20 protein-coding genes are annotated in these 16,212 nt (G+C 71.6%); 17 read left to right on the top strand and 3 right to left on the bottom strand.

The features are described from left to right. Positions 1-13: 13 nt before the first annotated feature. The 7 genes from ACLJOU_RS00500 (at position 14) to ACLJOU_RS00470 (ending at position 5,151) form a co-directional block, all read left to right on the top strand. Complete coding sequence (locus tag ACLJOU_RS00500; protein ID WP_410561852.1) at positions 14-550, top strand: hypothetical protein; 537 nt, start codon at positions 14-16, stop codon at positions 548-550. Beyond that, positions 547-987: a hypothetical protein gene (locus tag ACLJOU_RS00495; RefSeq protein WP_410561850.1), complete on the top strand. Its 441-nt coding sequence runs from the start codon at positions 547-549 to the stop codon at positions 985-987. Before ACLJOU_RS00500 ends, ACLJOU_RS00495 begins: the two co-directional genes overlap by 4 nt. 13 nt (positions 988-1,000) lie before the next feature. Beyond that, positions 1,001-1,339 (top strand): hypothetical protein, encoded by a 339-nt coding sequence (locus ACLJOU_RS00490; RefSeq protein WP_410561848.1) that lies wholly within the window; start codon positions 1,001-1,003, stop codon positions 1,337-1,339. A gap of 62 nt (positions 1,340-1,401) precedes the next feature. Then, on the top strand, positions 1,402-2,685 hold the full coding sequence (locus tag ACLJOU_RS00485; RefSeq protein ID WP_410561846.1) for an efflux RND transporter periplasmic adaptor subunit: 1,284 nt from the start codon (positions 1,402-1,404) through the stop codon (positions 2,683-2,685). Beyond that, positions 2,682-3,395, top strand: coding sequence for an ABC transporter ATP-binding protein (locus ACLJOU_RS00480; RefSeq protein ID WP_410561844.1), 714 nt, complete (start codon positions 2,682-2,684; stop codon positions 3,393-3,395). Before ACLJOU_RS00485 ends, ACLJOU_RS00480 begins: the two co-directional genes overlap by 4 nt. After that, on the top strand, positions 3,392-4,594 hold the full coding sequence (locus ACLJOU_RS00475) for an ABC transporter permease (protein ID WP_410561841.1): 1,203 nt from the start codon (positions 3,392-3,394) through the stop codon (positions 4,592-4,594). The genes ACLJOU_RS00480 and ACLJOU_RS00475 overlap by 4 nt, the downstream gene beginning before the upstream one ends. An 11-nt stretch (positions 4,595-4,605) precedes the next feature. After that, positions 4,606-5,151, top strand: coding sequence for a hypothetical protein (locus ACLJOU_RS00470; protein WP_410561839.1), 546 nt, complete (start codon positions 4,606-4,608; stop codon positions 5,149-5,151). On the opposite strand, the gene ACLJOU_RS00465 is transcribed toward ACLJOU_RS00470, so the two are convergent. After that, positions 5,148-5,624: a TspO/MBR family protein gene (locus tag ACLJOU_RS00465; protein WP_410561837.1), complete on the bottom strand. Its 477-nt coding sequence runs from the start codon at positions 5,622-5,624 to the stop codon at positions 5,148-5,150. The genes ACLJOU_RS00470 and ACLJOU_RS00465 overlap by 4 nt on opposite strands. 151 nt (positions 5,625-5,775) lie before the next feature. On the opposite strand from ACLJOU_RS00465, the gene hemL reads away from it, so the two are divergent. The 7 genes from hemL (at position 5,776) to ACLJOU_RS00430 (ending at position 13,383) form a co-directional block, all read left to right on the top strand. Next, complete coding sequence (hemL, locus tag ACLJOU_RS00460) at positions 5,776-7,077, top strand: glutamate-1-semialdehyde 2,1-aminomutase (protein ID WP_410561835.1); 1,302 nt, start codon at positions 5,776-5,778, stop codon at positions 7,075-7,077. Beyond that, positions 7,074-7,700 (top strand): histidine phosphatase family protein, encoded by a 627-nt coding sequence (locus tag ACLJOU_RS00455; RefSeq protein WP_410561833.1) that lies wholly within the window; start codon positions 7,074-7,076, stop codon positions 7,698-7,700. Before hemL ends, ACLJOU_RS00455 begins: the two co-directional genes overlap by 4 nt. Further along, positions 7,697-8,260, top strand: a complete 564-nt coding sequence (locus tag ACLJOU_RS00450) for a TlpA family protein disulfide reductase (protein WP_410561831.1) — start codon at positions 7,697-7,699, stop codon at positions 8,258-8,260. Before ACLJOU_RS00455 ends, ACLJOU_RS00450 begins: the two co-directional genes overlap by 4 nt. Positions 8,261-8,511: 251 nt before the next feature. Further along, the gene (locus tag ACLJOU_RS00445) at positions 8,512-9,285 is read left to right on the top strand and encodes a cytochrome c biogenesis CcdA family protein (RefSeq protein ID WP_410561830.1); all 774 of its coding nucleotides are present in this window, start codon (positions 8,512-8,514) and stop codon (positions 9,283-9,285) included. Further along, a complete protein-coding gene (locus tag ACLJOU_RS00440) occupies positions 9,282-10,886 on the top strand; it encodes a cytochrome c biogenesis protein ResB (protein ID WP_410561827.1) in 1,605 nt (534 codons plus the stop codon). The genes ACLJOU_RS00445 and ACLJOU_RS00440 overlap by 4 nt, the downstream gene beginning before the upstream one ends. Before the next feature lie 3 nt (positions 10,887-10,889). After that, positions 10,890-11,858, top strand: a complete 969-nt coding sequence (ccsB, locus tag ACLJOU_RS00435) for a c-type cytochrome biogenesis protein CcsB (protein ID WP_410561825.1) — start codon at positions 10,890-10,892, stop codon at positions 11,856-11,858. A gap of 76 nt (positions 11,859-11,934) precedes the next feature. Continuing rightward, positions 11,935-13,383, top strand: a complete 1,449-nt coding sequence (locus ACLJOU_RS00430; protein ID WP_410561823.1) for an AAA family ATPase — start codon at positions 11,935-11,937, stop codon at positions 13,381-13,383. 147 nt (positions 13,384-13,530) lie between these two features. Here ACLJOU_RS00430 and ACLJOU_RS00425 read toward each other — a convergent pair whose 3' ends face one another. Together ACLJOU_RS00425 and ACLJOU_RS00420 are read right to left on the bottom strand one after the other, a co-directional pair. Next, positions 13,531-13,716, bottom strand: coding sequence for a hypothetical protein (locus ACLJOU_RS00425; protein ID WP_354821336.1), 186 nt, complete (start codon positions 13,714-13,716; stop codon positions 13,531-13,533). 147 nt (positions 13,717-13,863) lie between these two features. After that, positions 13,864-14,076, bottom strand: coding sequence for a BldC family transcriptional regulator (locus ACLJOU_RS00420; protein ID WP_003081896.1), 213 nt, complete (start codon positions 14,074-14,076; stop codon positions 13,864-13,866). A gap of 277 nt (positions 14,077-14,353) precedes the next feature. On the opposite strand from ACLJOU_RS00420, the gene ACLJOU_RS00415 reads away from it, so the two are divergent. The 3 genes from ACLJOU_RS00415 to ACLJOU_RS00405 are packed head-to-tail and all read left to right on the top strand — an operon-like array spanning position 14,354 to position 16,205. Further along, entirely contained in the window at positions 14,354-14,827 is a 474-nt protein-coding gene (locus ACLJOU_RS00415; protein WP_410561820.1) for an Lrp/AsnC family transcriptional regulator, read from the top strand. 11 nt (positions 14,828-14,838) lie between these two features. Further along, entirely contained in the window at positions 14,839-15,126 is a 288-nt protein-coding gene (locus ACLJOU_RS00410; RefSeq protein WP_410561819.1) for a DUF4229 domain-containing protein, read from the top strand. After that, positions 15,123-16,205, top strand: coding sequence for a PLP-dependent cysteine synthase family protein (locus tag ACLJOU_RS00405; RefSeq protein ID WP_410561817.1), 1,083 nt, complete (start codon positions 15,123-15,125; stop codon positions 16,203-16,205). The genes ACLJOU_RS00410 and ACLJOU_RS00405 overlap by 4 nt, the downstream gene beginning before the upstream one ends. Positions 16,206-16,212 lie beyond the last annotated feature (7 nt).

Raw genomic sequence — 16,212 nt, 5'->3', positions numbered from 1 at the left:
TTAGAGTCCACGCGTGGAAGACAAAGAGGACCTCACCGGTCTGACCGACGACGAACGGCGCAAGCTCGGCCGCTCACCCGACCCGGTGCTCCCCGGCGCGAAGGCCCCGAAGGCCAAGCCGCCGCGCCCGGTGGCGGTGTCGTTCTGGCTGTGGCTCGCCGGCGGGGTGCTGCTGGTCCTCGGGTACGTCCAGCTGATGGCGGGCAAGTCCGCGGTCATCGACCGGTACGTCAAGGGGACGACCGACCCGAAGATCTCGCCGCAGATGATCGCGGACGGCGTCACGGCGATGCTGTGGTTCCTCCTCGCCGGCTCGGTCGTGTTCACGCTGCTGTTCCTGCTGTTCGCGTACAAGGCCCGCGAAGGCACCCGCTCGGCCCGGACGGTGCTCACCGTGCTGCCGGTCGTGATGGTGCTGCTGATCTTCACCTTCGCGCCGGTGCTCACGTACCTGACGCTGGTCGCGGTGCTGCTGTTCGTCATCGCGCTGGTGCTGCTGTACCTGCCGTCGGTGAGCGGCTACTTCCCCAAGGTCGGCAAGAAGCTGTGAGGCTCTACGCCGAGTCCGGCGTGAGCTGGGGCGCGATCGGCTGGGGCCCGGTGTTCGCCCTGGTGGGCGCGCTCGCGGAGCTCGTCACCGGCGGCCCGGTGCACGTGGTGGGCTGGCTGCTGGTCGGGCTCGGGCTGTGCGTGCTCACGATGCCGTGGGTGTACGCGCGACGCCGGTTCCTGTCGCTGGAAGTGACTTCCGAGCAGCTGCGGCAGGGCCGGGAGAAGGTACCGGCGGCGCAGATCGCGTCGGTGACGGACGTCGGGGCACCGGTGGGAGCGCGGGTGCTCGGCGGTGGCTGGTCGGTGCCGCGGAAGTACGACGAGCTACCGGTCCGGCTGGCGGACGGCACGGTGGTGCTGGCGTGGGCGAAGGACGTCGAGGCCCTGCGGGACGCGCTCGACCGGCTCGTCCGGGCGTCGCCGCGGGAAGCATGAGAAAATCGCCGGTGTGATCGACCTTCCGCAGCCCACCGGGACCGAGCTCTGGCCGCCGGAAGAACCCGGGTCGCCCGCGCGGCTGCACAAACCGTGGCGGGGGCTCGTTGCCGTCGTGGAAGTGCTGCTCGCCGTGCTTGCCGGGTGGGCCGCCTACGCCTGCTGGCACAGCAGCGTCGCCACCGTCGTCACCCGGACCGATGACGGTGCCGTGCTCGAGTCGCAGCGGTACTTCGGCGGGCTGCTCGCCGCCGCCATCGGCCTCGGTACCGTGGCCGCGTTGCTGCTGGTCGACGCGGTGCGTCAGCTGGCGCTCGCCATCCGCGCACGGAGCCCGAAGCCGAAGGCCTGATACACAGCTCGCGCACAGGCAACGAACAGTCAATTGCTAAGCGCCGGTACTTGAGTTGCCGCATGACGCGCGTGCGTGCCTCGAAGGCATGGCTGATCAACGGAGCTCTGGTCGTACTGCTGGCCGGGGCGGGATTCGGGATATACCAGGCATTCACCCCGGCACCGAGTTCGGCGCAGGCCCAGAGCCGCACGACCCCGGTCCGCCGGGCCACGGTCACCGAGACCGTCTCCGCCGCCGGGACGCTGGCCAGCAGCTACACCGGCGTCGCGAACTTCGCGACGGCCGGCAAGGTCACCTCGATCGACGTCAAGGTCGGGGACGTCGTCAGCGCCGGGCAGAAGCTCGCCACCGTCGACGGCACCCAGGCGTCGAAACAGCTGCAGGTCGCGAAGGCCAACCTCGCCGTCGCCCAGGACGCCCTCGACACGGCCGAGACGGCCGAGAACACCCCGGCCACCGGGCCGAACGCCCAGAACGCCCAGACCGGCGCGGCGAACAGCGTCACCTCGGCGCAGGCGAAGCTCGACCAGGCCCAGCTCGACGTCCAGACCGCGCAGCAGGCCCTCGACAACACGGTGCTGTACGCGCCCGGCGCCGGGACGGTCACCGCGATCAACGGCACCGTCGGCCAGCAGTCTTCCAGCGGCTCTTCGGCGACGGCGCAGTCGTCGAGCAGCGGCAGCGGCCAAGGCGGCCAAGGGGCGAACTCCGGCGCCGCTGCCGTGAGCAGCAGCAGTAGCAGCAGCAGCTCCGGGTTCATCACCATCACGAACCTGACCGGCCTGGTCGTCAACACCTCGGTCGCGGAGATCGACGTCAGCAAGGTCAAGGCGGGCCAGAAAGCCACGGTGACGCTGAACGCCCTGCCGGACAAGCCGATCCAGGCGACCGTGTCGAGCGTCAACCTGACCCCGACCACCAGCGGCAGCGTCGTCTCCTACGGCGCGCAGCTGGCCCTGACGAGCCCGCCGGACGGGCTGCGGCCGGGCCAGTCGGCCAGCGTCGTGATCACCGTCGCCGAGGCGGACAACGCGCTGAGCGTGCCGGCCGCGGCGGTGCAGACCGCCGGTGGCACCAACCTGGTCACCGTGCAGGAGAACGGCCAGAACGTCACGCGGCAGGTGCAGGTCGGGCTGCGCGGCGAGTCGACCGTCCAGATCACCTCGGGCCTGACCGAAGGCGACAACGTCGTGCTCACCGGAACGGCCACGACCGGCACCGGCACCGGCCGCCCGGGCGGCACCGGGGGCACCGGCGGGTTCCCCGGCGGCGGGACCGGCGGGTTCCCGGGCGGCGGCCAGCGCGGCACCGGCACCGGCGGCGGTTTCGGCGGGCGCGGATGAACCCGGTGATCGCGGTCTCCGGACTGCGCAAGACCTACGGGGCCGGGGAGACGGCGGTGCACGCGCTGCGCGGCGTCGACCTCACCGTGTGGCCCGGCGAGTACGTCGCGATCATGGGCGCGTCCGGCTCGGGGAAGTCGACGCTGCTGAACATGCTGGGCTGCCTGGACGTCCCGACGTCCGGCCGGTACCTCCTCGACGGGTTCGGGGTCGGGAAGCTGAACGAGCGGCAACTGGCGTTGCTGCGCAACCGGAAGATCGGGTTCATCTTCCAGTCGTTCAACCTGGTGCCCCGGACGTCGGCCTTGTCCAATGTGGAGCTACCGCTGGTCTACAGTGGACTGCGCCGGGCCGAGCGCCGCCGCCGCGCGCTCGCGGCGCTGGAAATGGTCGGGCTGTCCGACCGGGCCAAGCACCTGCCCAGCGAGCTCTCCGGCGGGCAGATCCAGCGCGTCGCGGTGGCGAGGGCGCTGGTCACCGGCCCGGCGATGCTGCTGGCCGACGAACCGACCGGCAACCTCGACCGGCGCAGCACCGAGGACGTCCTCGGCGTCTTCGACCGGCTCAACGCCCTCGGCCGCACCATCGTCGTCATCACGCACGAAGACGAGGTGGCCGAGCACGCCCACCGCGTCGTCCGGGTCGACGACGGGCTGATCGTGTCGGACGAAGTGACGCGCACGACCGGCACCGTCGGAGCCGTCTCGTGAACCTCCTCGAAGTCCTGCGGTTCGCCGTCCGCGGCCTCACGGCGAACAAACTGCGCTCGGCGCTCACCACGCTCGGCATCACCATCGGCGTCGCCGCGGTGATCCTGCTCGTCGCGGTGGGCAACGGCGCGTCGGCGGCCATCGCGGCCAGCATCCAGGGCCTCGGCACCAACGTCGTCAACGTCTCCCCGGCGCGCGGCGGCGGCCAGGGCGCGGCCGCGCGGCCGCTGACCGTGCAGGACGCGCACGCGCTCGTCGACCCCGTCGGCGCCCCGGACGTCAAGGCCGCCTCGCCGGTGGTCAACACGACGGCGACCGCGACCTACGGGCAGACGTCCTACGACATCTCCAGCGTCGCCGGCACCGAACCCGCGTACTTCACCACGACCAACCGCGAGCTCGCCCAAGGGCAGCTGTTCACCACCGAGGACGTCACCACCGCGCGCAAGGTCGTCGTCCTGGGCCCGACCACGGCGGAGTCGATCTTCGGCACCGCCGACCCGGTCGGCAGGAACGTCCTGCTCAACAGCATCCAGTTCACCGTGATCGGGGTGCTGCAGGCCAAGGGCAGCACCGGCCTCCAGAACGCCGACGACGTCGCCATCGCGCCGATTTCGGCGGTCCAGAACTCCCTCGCCGGGTACGGCAGCCTCAACCAGATCGCCGTCCAGGCCACCAGCGCCGACTCCGTCTCGCTGGCCCAGTCCGAGATCACCGCGATCCTCAACGCCCGCCACGGCATCCGGCTCGGCGGGAACCCGGACTACCAGGTCCAGAACTCCGAGCAGCTGCTGGCGACCCGGACCTCGGCGACCGAGACGTTCACCGTGCTGCTGGCCGCCGTCGCGGCGATCTCCCTGCTGGTCGGCGGGATCGGCGTCACGAACATCATGCTCGTCACGGTGACCGAGCGGATCCGCGAAATCGGCATCCGCAAGGCCATCGGCGCCCCGCGCTCGGCCATCCTCGGGCAGTTCCTCGCCGAAGCGACCATGCTCAGCCTGTTCGGCGGCCTGCTCGGCGTGGCGATCGGGCTGGTCGGCAGCCGGTTCACCATCTCCGGGATCAAGCCCGTCGTGGTGCCCTCCTCGATCCTGCTCGCCTTCGCGGTGTCCGCCCTGATCGGGCTGTTCTTCGGCAGCTTCCCGGCGAACCGGGCCGCCAAGCTGAGGCCCATCGACGCCCTGCGTCACGAATAAGGAGTTCCCGCATGTCCACCCACACGACGACCCCGCCGGGGGACGAGCCGACGGCGATCCTGCCCGCCGTGGAGCCGACCGCGGAACAGATCGTCGCCAGCCCGGCCGTCGACGGCGACCTCAACGCCGAGATGCGCCGCGCCGCCAAGCCCTTCTCCCGCACCACGCTGGTGCTGGCCGGGCTCGTCGTCCTCGCGATCGCGTTCGGCGGCGGCGCCTGGACGCACGCGGCGTTCGGCTCCTCGACCCCGTCGGCACCCGCCCGGCAGGGCGGCCAAGGCAACGCCCAAGCCGGCGCCGGCCAGCAGGGCGGCGGGTTCCGCGGGGGCCGCGGCACCACCGGCACGGTCGACCACGTCGACGGCACCACGGTGTACGTGAAGACCGCGCAGGGCACCGACGTCAAGGTGTCCACATCGGACTCCACCACGATCGGCGTCACCCAGCCGGGCAAGCTGGCGGACCTCAAGCCGGGCGCGACGGTCGTCGTCCAGGGCCAGCCGGGCAGCGACGGCACGGTGACCGCGCAGGCCATCACCCAGCAGGCCGGCCGCTAGTTGAGGACGATGATCGCGGTGTTGAGCGCCGTCGCGTAGAGGATCCAGCCGAGGTAGGGCACCAGGAGCGCGGCGGCGGCCTTCGACCGGCGGCCGAACAGGGCGATCGTCACGACCACCACGACGTCGAGCAGCACGATGTCGGCCAGTGCGACCCTGGCCGCGCCGCCTTCGAAGAACAGCGGTGTCCAGAGCAGGTTGAACAGCAGGCCGATGCCGTAGGCGGCGAACCCGCGCGTTTCGCCGTCGGTCCGCCAGTACAGCCAGCCGGCCACCGCGATGGTGAGGTAGAGCACCGTCCACACGGGACCGAACAGCGACGCGGGCGGCGCCCAGGACGGCTGCTCGAGCCGCGCGTAGACCTCCTTCGCCGACGTCGCGGCCAGTGCGCCGACCACGGCCACCACGGCGACCACGCCCACGAAGCCGGCCAGCATGAGCCACTGGTTGCGGTGCGGGGCGCGTTCGGTCACCGGTTGTTCCCCTCCCGGGCGGCTGCCCGCCATCTTAGGCGGGTTCGGGGCACTGAACCTTATTTCGGTCAGGCCGACGCTACGGTCGCGACTGGCTCGCATATGGTGACCTCTCGCGTCGGCCGACGGCGGAATAAGGTTCACTGGACCGGTGAGCACTGGAACCGAGCAGTCCAAGGCATGGTTCGACCGCGCGAAGACGGCCATTCCGGGCGGGGTGAACTCGCCGGTGCGGGCGTTCAACTCGGTCGGCGGCACCCCGCGGTTCATGGTCCGCGGCGAGGGCCCGCACCTGTGGGACGCCGACGGCAACCGCTACGTCGACCTGGTGTCGTCCTGGGGCCCGATGATTCTGGGCCACGCGCACCCGGCGGTCGTCGAGGCGGCGCGGACGGCGGCGACGGCCGGGCTGTCGTTCGGCACGCCGACGATCGGCGAGGTCGAGCTGGCCGAGGAGATCATCGGCCGGGTCGAGCCGGTCGAGCAGGTCCGCCTGGTCAACTCGGGCACCGAGGCCACGATGAGCGCCATCCGGCTGGCCCGGGGGTTCACCGGCCGGACGAAGATCGTCAAGTTCGCCGGGTGTTACCACGGTCACGTCGACGCGCTCCTCGCCCAGGCCGGCTCCGGCGTCGCGACGCTCGGGCTGCCGACGTCGCCGGGCGTCACCGGCGCCCAGGCCGCGGACACGCTGGTGCTGCCCTACAACGACCTCGACGCCGTCCGGAAATCCTTTGTGGACAACCCGGGGGAGATCGCCGCGGTGATCACCGAGGCGGCGGCCGGGAACATGGGCGCGGTGGCCCCCGACGGCGGCTTCAACGCGGGGCTGCGTGAGCTGGCCCACGAGCACGGCGCGCTGCTGATCATGGACGAGGTGATGACCGGGTTCCGCGTCTCGCACGCGGGCTGGTTCGGCCTCGAGGGCGTGGCCGGCGACCTCTACACGTTCGGCAAGGTGATGTCCGGCGGGCTACCGGCGGCGGCCTTCGGCGGCCGCGCCGACGTGATGGCCAAGCTCGCCCCGGGCGGGCCGGTCTACCAGGCCGGGACGCTGTCCGGGAACCCGGTCGCGGTGGCCACGGGCCTCGCGACGCTGCGCGCGGCCGACCACGCCGTGTACGCGGCGCTCGACGCCAACGCGAAGCGCCTCGGCAACCTCTTCCGCGCGGCTCTGAGCGAAGCGGGGGTCGCGCACAACGTCCAGTACGCGGGCAACCTGGTGAGCGTGTTCTTCGGCGAAGAGCCGGTCCGCGACTACGCCGGCGCGCAGGCGTCCGAGACGTGGCGCTACCCGGCGTTCTTCCACGCGTTGCTAGACGAAGGGGTGTACGGGCCGCCCAGCGCGTACGAGGCTTGGTTCGTCAACGCGGCGATGGACGACGAAGCGTTCTCGGTGATCGAAGCGGCTCTGCCCGCGGCGGCGCGCGCGGCGGCGGGGGCCGTCCAGTGACCACCGTCGTCCACATGCTGCGTCACGGCGAAGTGCACAACCCGTCGAAGATCCTCTACGGCCGTCTGCCCGGCTACCGGCTCTCCGAGCGCGGGCAGCGGCAGGCGCTGACGGTCGCCGAGGCCGTCGCCGGGCACGACCTGGTCCACGTCGTCGCGTCGCCGCTGCAGCGGGCGCAGGAGACGGCGGCCCCGATCGCGGCGGCCCACCGGCTCGACATCGCGACCGACGAAGGCCTGATCGAGGCGGGCAACCAGTTCGAGGGCCTGCACGTGGCGGTCGGCGACGGCGCGCTGCGGGAGCCGCAGCACTGGCCGAAGCTGGTGAACCCGTTCAAGCCGTCGTGGGGCGAGCCCTACATCGAGATCGCCCACCGCATGCTCGGCGCGGTCCACCGGGCCCGCGAGGCGGCGCTCGGCCACGAAGCGCTCTGCGTGTCGCACCAGCTGCCGATCTGGACGCTGCGGCGGTTCCTCGAGGGCAAGCGCCTCTGGCACGACCCGCGGCGCCGCCAGTGCTCCCTGGCGTCGCTGACGTCGCTGGTGTTCGAGGGCGACGAACTGCGGGAGATCGTCTACAGCGAGCCGGCGGGCGCCACCGACCCGAAGGTGACCGGGGCATGAAACGGCTGGTCGCCGGCTTGGTCGCGGCGCTGGCCCTGGCCGGGTGCAGCGCGGGCAAGGACGCGGTGGTGCAGGGGAGCAGCTTCAGCTTCGTCTCCCCGGGCGGCCGGATCGACATCACGTATGACGTGGCCGACCGCCAGACGGCCCCGGTCCTGGCCGGCGACGACCTGATGAACGAGGGCAAGCAGCTGTCGCTGGCCGACTACGCGGGCCAGGCCGTGGTGCTCAACCTCTGGGGCCAGTGGTGCGGGCCGTGCCGGACCGAGGCGCCGGAGATGGAGTCGCTGGTGAAGCAGGGCGTGCAGGTGGTGGGCATCGACGTCCGCGACCCGGCGCGCGAGGTGGCCCAGGACTTCGTCCGCGACCGCGGGCTGACGTACCCGTCGATCTACGACCCGGACGGCCGGGTGCTGCTCAAGCTGAGCGGCTACCCGCGCAACATCATCCCGTCGACGATCGTGCTGGACAAGCAGCACCGCGTGGCGGCGGTGTTCCTGCGGCCGGTGCTGGCGCAGGACGTGCTGCCGGTGACCCGGCGCCTGGCCGCGGAGGGCTGATCGGGACTTTGCCGGTGGCCCGGCGCCTGGCCGCGGAGGGCTGATCGGCGCTTTGCCGGTGAGGTGCGCCCCGGCCGGTCTCGGACGCCGGTCTGCCGCGGCACCGCACGGACGCACGCGTCGTCCCGCGCCCGGCAACCGCCCGAAAGCGGCCGGCACCCGCGGGACCTAGGTCCTGAAGTGCTGTGACCGAGGTCCTGTGAGGCGGCCCCGGCGTTCTCACCAGGACCTCACTGCCTACCCTCAACGGAGTGAACTCCGTGACCGAGCTGGCGATCTCCGGACCGCTGCTGCTCGCGGCCGGGGTTGCGCTGCTGGCCGGGGCCATCTCCTTCGCCTCGCCGTGCGTCGTGCCGCTCGTTCCCGGCTACCTCGCCTACCTCGCCGCGCTCGTCGGGGCCGATGCTCCCGCCGTGCGGGCCGGCGAAGAGCGCAAAAAGGGCCGGTGGGCCGTCGTCGGGGCCGCGCTCCTCTTCGTTCTGGGGTTCACCGTCGTCTTCGTCGCCACGCTCGGGACCCTCGTCTGGCTGACCGCGACCCTCACCCTCAACCAGGACCTCCTCCAGCGCATCGGCGGCGTCCTCACCATCGCCATGGCGCTCGTCTTCCTCGGCTGGATCCCCGGCCTGCAGCGCGAGGTCCGCTCGCACCACGTCCCGCGCGGCGGGATCTGGGGCGCCCCGCTGCTCGGGGCCGTCTTCGGCCTCGGCTGGACGCCGTGCATCGGCCCGACGCTGTCGGCCGTCACCACCCTGGCCAGCGCCACCGGCGGGGCCGCGGCCCGCGGGTACCTGCTGATCGCCGTCTACTGCCTCGGCCTCGGGCTGCCGTTCCTGCTCATCGCGCTCGGCGCCCGGTGGGCCGTGCGCGCCACCGACTGGGTGCGCCGGCACGGCCGCCAGGTGCAGATCTTCGGCGGTGTGCTGCTGATGATCGTCGGCATCCTGCTGGTCACCGGCGTCTGGGGCGACCTGATGGGCTGGCTCCGCAACGAACTCGCCGTCGACCTGAGGCTGCCGCTGTGACGACCACGGAAGCACCGCCCAAGACCCCGCGGCCCCCGACGCCCGCGAGGCGCACCTTCGCCTTCCTGCGCAACACCTGGCGCGGCCTGACGTCGATGCGCACCGCGCTCGTCCTGCTCTTCCTGCTCGCGCTGGCCGCCCTGCCGGGCGCGCTGCTGCCGCAGCGGAAGCTGAACGCCCCCAAGGTTGACGAGTACATCACCTCCCACGGCTGGTGGGGGACGCTGCTCGACAAGCTCGAGTTCTACGACGTCTACTCCAGCATCTGGTTCTCGGCCATCTACCTGCTGCTGATGGTCTCGCTCGTCGGCTGCCTCACCCCGCGCAGCTTCGAGTACGCCAAGGCGATGCGCGCCAAGCCGGTGCTGACCCCGCGCAACCTCGCCCGGATGCCGCACTACCGGCTCGGCCGGGGCAAGGCCGACGTGTCGGACGCTGCCGCCGAGATCGCCGCCGCCCACAAGCAGCTCTCCGGCTGGCGCCGCGTCGAGCGCGAAGAAGCCGGCGGCGTCCGCACGATCTCGGCCGAACGCGGGTTCCTGCGCGAGACCGGCAACCTGCTCTTCCACTTCAGCATGCTCGGCCTGATCGTGTTCTTCGCCCTCGGCAAGCTCTACGGCTACGAAGGCCAGGTCATCGTCCAGGCCGACGGCAGCACCTTCTGCAACGCCGGCATCTACAACTACGACTCCTTCAACGCGGGCCTGCGCGTCGACGGCACCGACCTCGACCCGTTCTGCGTGAAGGTCAACGACTTCACCGCGCGCTACACCGAGTCCGGCCAGCCGGACTACTACCACTCGAACATCGAGTACCAGTCGGGCGCGGACCTGGACACGAACACCTGGCGCCCGTACGGCCTCGAGGTCAACTCGCCGCTGCGCACCGCCGGCGACCGCGTCTACCTGCTCGGGCACGGCTACTCGCCGAAGTTCACGGTGACCTTCCCGGACGGTTCGCAGCGCACCCAGGACACCCAGTGGCGCACGGTCGACCCGGCCACGATGCTCGCCGAGGGCGCGACCAAGTTCGACCAGCCCGGCATCACCGACGAGGTCCGGCGGCGGACCCGGCAGCTGGCCGTCACCGGCCTGTTCGCGCCGACCGCGTTCCTGCACGGCAGCGTCCTGACGTCGTCGGCGCCGGAGGCGAAGGACCCCGCGGTGGCCGTCGACGTCCTGCGCGGTGACCTCGGCCTCGACGCCGGACGCGGCCAGTCCGTGTTCCAGGTCGACCAGTCGCTCGTCGACGACGGCAGGCTGAAGAAGGTCGCCCGCCAGAACCTGAAGGTCGGCCAGGAGCTCAAGCTCGACGACGGCACGAAGATCCGCTTCGACGGCGTCGGGCAGTGGGTCTCGCTGCAGGTTTCCCACGACCCCACCCAGGGGTTCGTGCTCGGTTTCGCCATCGCGATGTTCCTCGGCCTCGGCGCGTCTCTGCTGGTCAAGCGCCGCCGGCTGTGGGTGCGGGTGAAACCGGGGACCGCGGACGACCCGGGTACCGTCATCGAGGTCGCCGGGCTGGCCCGCACGGACCAGGCCGGGTACGGCGAAGAGTTCCACCGGGTCAGCGAACGCCTGATCAGTGGGCAGAAGGGCTGAGGCATGCCGATCAACGAGACGCTGTCCACCTACAGCGACTGGCTGTACACCACCGCCGCGGCGATCTACGTCGTCGCGCTGATGTTCACCCTGATCGAGCAGGGCTTCGGCGCCAAGGGCCGGCTCGCCACCGAGCGCGCCAAGCTGCGGGCCCGCGAGCTCGTCGGCGCCGGCGGCCCGCCGGTCGAGGACGTCCCGGCCGCGCAGCGCGAGGTCGGCCGCCCCGAGCGGATCGGCCGGATGGGCGCGGCCCTGCTCGTGCTCGGTGCGCTGCTGCAGCTGTCGGCGATCGTGCTGCGCGGGCTCGCCGTGCACCGCGCGCCCTGGGGCAACATGTACGAGTACGGCATGGCCGTCACCTTCATCACGGTGGTGACCTGGCTGATCGTCATGAAGAAGTTCCCGGTCCGGCACCTCACCGGCTTCCTGCTGCTGCCCGTCGTCATCCTGATGTTCGTCAACGGCACGCTGCTGTACACGACCGCGGCGCCGGTGCAGCCCGCGCTGCAGTCGTACTGGCTGGTCATCCACGTCTCGGCGGCCATCATCGGGTCCGGCGTCTTCCTGGTGCCGGGCGTCGCGAGCGTGCTCTACCTGTTCCGCGCGGCCCACGAGAAGGACGCCACGAAGTTCGCCGGCTTCGCCTCGAAGCTGCCTTCGGCCGACGTCCTCGACCGGATCGCCTACCGGACGACCATCTTCGCCTTCCCGGTGTTCACCTTCGGCGTCCTCTGCGGCGCGGTGTGGGCCGAGTCGGCGTGGGGCCGGTTCTGGGGCTGGGACCCCAAGGAGACCGTCGCGTTCATCGCCTGGGTGGTCTACGCGGCCTACCTGCACTCGCGGGCGACCGCGGGCTGGCGGGGCGCCCGGGCCGCGGCCATCAACATCGTCGGGTTCGCCGCGATCGTCTTCAACCTGTTCTTCGTGAACCTCGTCACCGCGGGCCTGCACTCCTACGCCGGGGTGGGCTGAGCATCCCGCGCGAACGCCGACTACCGTCGACACCGGGGGACCGAGTGTCAGGCGGAGCGCGTGGAGGTTTTCACCGGTGACCGGACCCAGCGAAGAATCGGCTCCTGGCCACCGCGAACAGGCTGACCCGGCCGTCGCTGCGCCGCAGCCGGGCCTGTTCGCCGACGATCGGACGGACTCGCACCCGCACCCCGAGACGTCGGGGGCGTACGACGTGCAGCCGACGCAGGCCGTGGCGCCGCCGCCCAACCCGGCGGTGTCGGGCCCGCACCAGGTGCCGAACCCGGCCGTGTCCGGGCCCCATCAGGTGCCCAACCCGGCGGTGTCCGGCCCGCACCAGGTGCCGAACCCGGCGGTGTCCGGGCCGCACCAGGTGCCGAACCCGGCGGTGTCCGGGCCCCATCAGGTGCCGAACGCGGCCGCGCCGGGCCCGCACCAAGCGCCCTACGGGTACGACCAGAACCTGCCGCCGCTGCAGCCGCAGTACGGCGACCCGGCGCAGCAGTACCAGGCGCACGCCCAGTACCCACAGCAGCCGTCCGGGCTGCCGCAGCCCCAGGGCGGGCGGCACGCGGCGCCGCAGCCGGGCCACGGTCACGACCTTTCGACCGCGCACCTGGTCAAGCAAACCCGGCGGCCTCCGCAGTCCGGCTGGCGCAAGGCGCTCTACGTCGGCACCGGGAAGCTGGTCAACCCGGGGGAGAGCCCGGCGGACACCCGCCGCCGCGAGCTCATCGCGCGGGTCAACCAGCCGCTGCGCGGGTGCTACAAGATCGCGATGCTGTCGCTCAAGGGCGGCGTCGGCAAGACCACGGTGACGACGACGCTGGGCTCGACGTTCGCGTCCCTGCGCGGTGACCGCGTCGTCGCCGTCGACGCCAACCCGGACCGCGGCACGCTGTCGCAGAAGATCCCGCTGGAGACCACCGCGACCGTGCGTCACCTGCTGCGTGATGCCGCGCGCATCACGCGCTACAGCGACGTCCGGTCGTACACGTCCCAGGGCTCGAGCCGGCTGGAAATCCTGGCCAGCGAGCAGGACCCGGCCGTGTCGGAGGCGTTCTCGGAGGACGACTACCGGCGCACGGTCAACCTGCTGGAGCACTTCTACAACATCGTGCTCACCGACTGCGGGACCGGCCTGATGCACTCGGCGATGAAGGGCGTCCTGGACGTCGCGGACGCGCTGGTCGTGGTCTCCTCCGGCTCGGTCGACGGCGCCCGCAGCGCCTCGGCGACGCTGGACTGGCTCGAAGCCCACGGCTACGGCGAGCTGGTCAAGCGCTCGGTCGCGGTGATCAACTCGGTCCGGCCCAAGGGCGGCTCGGTCGACCTCGACAAGCTCTCGGCGCACTTCGGCGCGAAGGTCCGGGCGGTCTGCAAGGTGCCGTTCGACCCGCACCTGGAGGAAGGCGCGGAGATCGAGCTGGACCGCCTGTCCGGCGACACCCGCCTGGCCCTGCTGGACCTGGCGGCCACGGTCGCGGACGGTTTCGCCACCCCGCTTTCGCAGGGCTACCGCTGACCCGCACCCGCGTGATCAGCGGCGGAACTCGCGGGATCGGAGCCGGAACTCGCGAGTTCCGGCCTCAATCACGCGAGTTCCGGGCCCGGTCACGGCGGTGACGGGCCGGCTCACGCGGGTTCGGGTTCGGTGAAAGTAAAGGGCGGCCTACGAGTCTTCGTCCCGGCGTTTGCGCTGCTGTTCGGCCAGCTGGCGCAGGAAGTCGGGGTCGTCGTCCGGGGCGAGCGGGGCCCGCCGTGGTGCCGACGTCACCCCGATCCGCTGACCGGCGAACGACCGCCACAGGAGCAGGGCGACGACCAGCGCGCCGACCGCCGCGAGCAGAGCGAGCATGCCGGATCCTTCCGTATGGCTGCCTGTCCCCCGAGGTTAACCGCTCCGGCCGTGTGGTGGGCTTGAAGCCGGGCCGGAAAAAGACGAGGGCCGTGCGGGGACGGGGTGGTTCCCGTTACCTCGACACGGCCCTGGCGTCCGGATGGTTCAGGCGTTGCGCGCCGGTTCGCTGGCGTCGGTGGTCAGCTCGGCGAGGAGCTCGTTCACCTCGGACTCCCGGAACCGCCGGTGCCCGCCCGGGGTGCGGATCGAGCCGATCCGGCCCGCGGTCGCCCACCGCGTCACCGTCTTCGGGTCGACCCGGAAGAGCGCTGCCACCTCGCCAGGGGTGAGCAGGCGTCCGCCCATCGTCGCGGTCATTTTCCGCCTCCTTAACGAACTCACTGCTATACCGGAGGCGTCCGGGCCCTTCTGCCCGTCGCGCCGGGGTAGCCAACAAGGCAATCGTTGCACTTCACCCGTCGGGTACTCGAACGGTTGTCCGCGAGTAAAGAGCCCTTAAAGGTCAAAACGGACAGTTTGCCGACCACCGGTAACTACCGTCCGGTGACGTGACGTGCGGCGACGCCGGTCCGGCGGCCGTCGGCGGCCAGGCGTGGTGCCAATGGGGGATTGTCCAACCGCATAGAGTGATCCCGTGGATCAGTTGGACCGGAAGATCATCGCAGCGTTGCGCATCAACGGACGGGCCACTTACGCCGACCTCGGGCGAGCCGTCGGGCTCTCCGCGTCGTCGGTGCACGAGCGCGTGGGCAAGCTGGAAGCCGCCGGCGTGATCACCGGCTACCACGCGGTCGTCGACCCGAGCTCGGTCGGCCTCGGCGTCACCGCCCTCGTCAGCATCCACCCGACCGACACCGCGACGGAGGACGACGTCGCCGACGCGCTCGCCGAGCTCGACGAGGTCGAGAGCTGCTACGCGGTGGCGGGTGACGAAGCTTTCGTCGTGAAGGTGCGCGTGCCGACCGTGGACGAGCTGGAGCGGACCCTCGGCCGGCTCCGGCGCATCCCCGGCGTCGGGCGGACGAACACGACCGTCGTGCTCTCGACGCGGTTCGAGGGCCGCCCGAACAACGCGGGCCTGCAGAAGGACCGGCCGGCCGGGGCGTAGCCTGCGTTGATGTGAGCGACGTGAAGGCCGGCCACCTGCCCCGTGACCTGACGCTGTACCTGCTGGCGCGGTTCGTGCTGGTCGGGGTGATCGCCTGGGTGCTGACCCTGGTCGGCGTGCCCCTGCTGGTCGCGCTGCTCGTCGGCCTGGTCGTCGGCCTGCCGCTGGGCCTGCTGCTGTTCCGTCCGCTCAACGCCCGCGTCACGGCGGGCTTGGCGAAGCGCAACGAGAAGCGCGCCCGGGCCCGTGCCGACCTGCGCGCGCAGCTGCGCGGGGACACGCCGGGCCACGCCGAATGAGCCGCCCGCACGCCCGCAGCTGGGTCCGCGAGGCCGTCCGGATCATCGAGGCCGACGCCAACCGCAGCGCCGACACGCACCTGCACGTCTTCCCGCTGCCCCCGGAGTGGGGCATCGACCTCTACCTCAAGGACGAGTCGGTCCACCCGACCGGCTCGCTGAAGCACCGGCTGGCCCGGTCGCTGTTCCTCTACGGGCTGGTCAACGGCCAGATCGGGCCGGACACCGTGCTCGTCGAGGCCTCCAGCGGGTCGACCGCGGTGTCCGAGGCCTACTTCGCCCGGATGCTGGGGCTGCGGTTCATCACCGTGGTGCCGCGGCGCACGTCGAAGGAGAAGATCGCGCTCATCGAGTTCTACGGCGGCGAGTGCCACTACGTCGACGAGGCCCCGGCGATGTACCCCGAGGCCGAGCGGCTCGCGGCCGAGTCCGGCGGGCACTACCTCGACCAGTTCACCTACGCCGAGCGCGCGACGGACTGGCGCGGCAACAACAACATCGCCGAGTCGGTGTTCGCGCAGATGCGCTCGGAACGCCACCCGATCCCCACCTGGATCGTCGTCGGCGCGGGCACGGGCGGCACGAGCGCGACGTTCGGCCGGTACGTCCGCTACAAGCGCCACACGACGAAGGTCTGCGTCGTCGACCCGGAGAACTCGTCGTTCTACGGCGCCTGGGAGACCGGGGCGCTGGACTACGGCACCGGCATGCCGTCGCGGATCGAGGGCATCGGGCGGCCGCGCTGCGAGCCGTCGTTCGTCCCCGGCGTCATCGACGAGATGTTCCGGATCCCCGACGCGGGGTCCCTGGCGGCCATCCGGCTGCTGCGCGAGCGCACCGGGCACTGGGCGGGCGGCTCGACCGGCACGAACCTCTACGGCGCGTTCCGGCTCATCTCGCGGATGGTCGAGGACGGGCAGGCGGGCAGCGTCGTGACGCTGCTGTGCGACGGCGGCGAGCGGTACGCGCACACCTACTACAACGACGAGTGGCTGGCCCAGCAGGGCCTGGACCTCGCGCCGCACGCGGCGTTGTTCGAGGAGTTCCTGGCGACGGGCAAGTTCGTTCCGGAAAGCTGACTACGCT

It is taken from the genome of Amycolatopsis sp. cmx-4-61, assembly GCF_046548775.1.
GTDB lineage: Bacteria > Actinomycetota > Actinomycetes > Mycobacteriales > Pseudonocardiaceae > Amycolatopsis.
This window is presented reverse-complemented; position numbering and strand designations above follow the sequence as displayed.

Excerpts from the sequence above, each read along its gene's own strand:
- ACLJOU_RS00470 (WP_410561839.1), top strand. The coding sequence starts at position 4,606 with ATGTCCACCCACACGACGACCCCGCCGGGGGACGAGCCGACGGCGATC.
- ACLJOU_RS00450 (WP_410561831.1), top strand. The coding sequence starts at position 7,697 with ATGAAACGGCTGGTCGCCGGCTTGGTCGCGGCGCTGGCCCTGGCCGGG.
- ACLJOU_RS00485 (WP_410561846.1), top strand. The coding sequence starts at position 1,402 with ATGACGCGCGTGCGTGCCTCGAAGGCATGGCTGATCAACGGAGCTCTG.
- ccsB (WP_410561825.1), top strand. The coding sequence starts at position 10,890 with ATGCCGATCAACGAGACGCTGTCCACCTACAGCGACTGGCTGTACACC.
- ACLJOU_RS00425 (WP_354821336.1), bottom strand. The coding sequence starts at position 13,716 with ATGCTCGCTCTGCTCGCGGCGGTCGGCGCGCTGGTCGTCGCCCTGCTC.
- ACLJOU_RS00405 (WP_410561817.1), top strand. The coding sequence starts at position 15,123 with ATGAGCCGCCCGCACGCCCGCAGCTGGGTCCGCGAGGCCGTCCGGATC.
- ACLJOU_RS00420 (WP_003081896.1), bottom strand. The coding sequence starts at position 14,076 with ATGACCGCGACGATGGGCGGACGCCTGCTCACCCCTGGCGAGGTGGCA.
- ACLJOU_RS00480 (WP_410561844.1), top strand. The coding sequence starts at position 2,682 with ATGAACCCGGTGATCGCGGTCTCCGGACTGCGCAAGACCTACGGGGCC.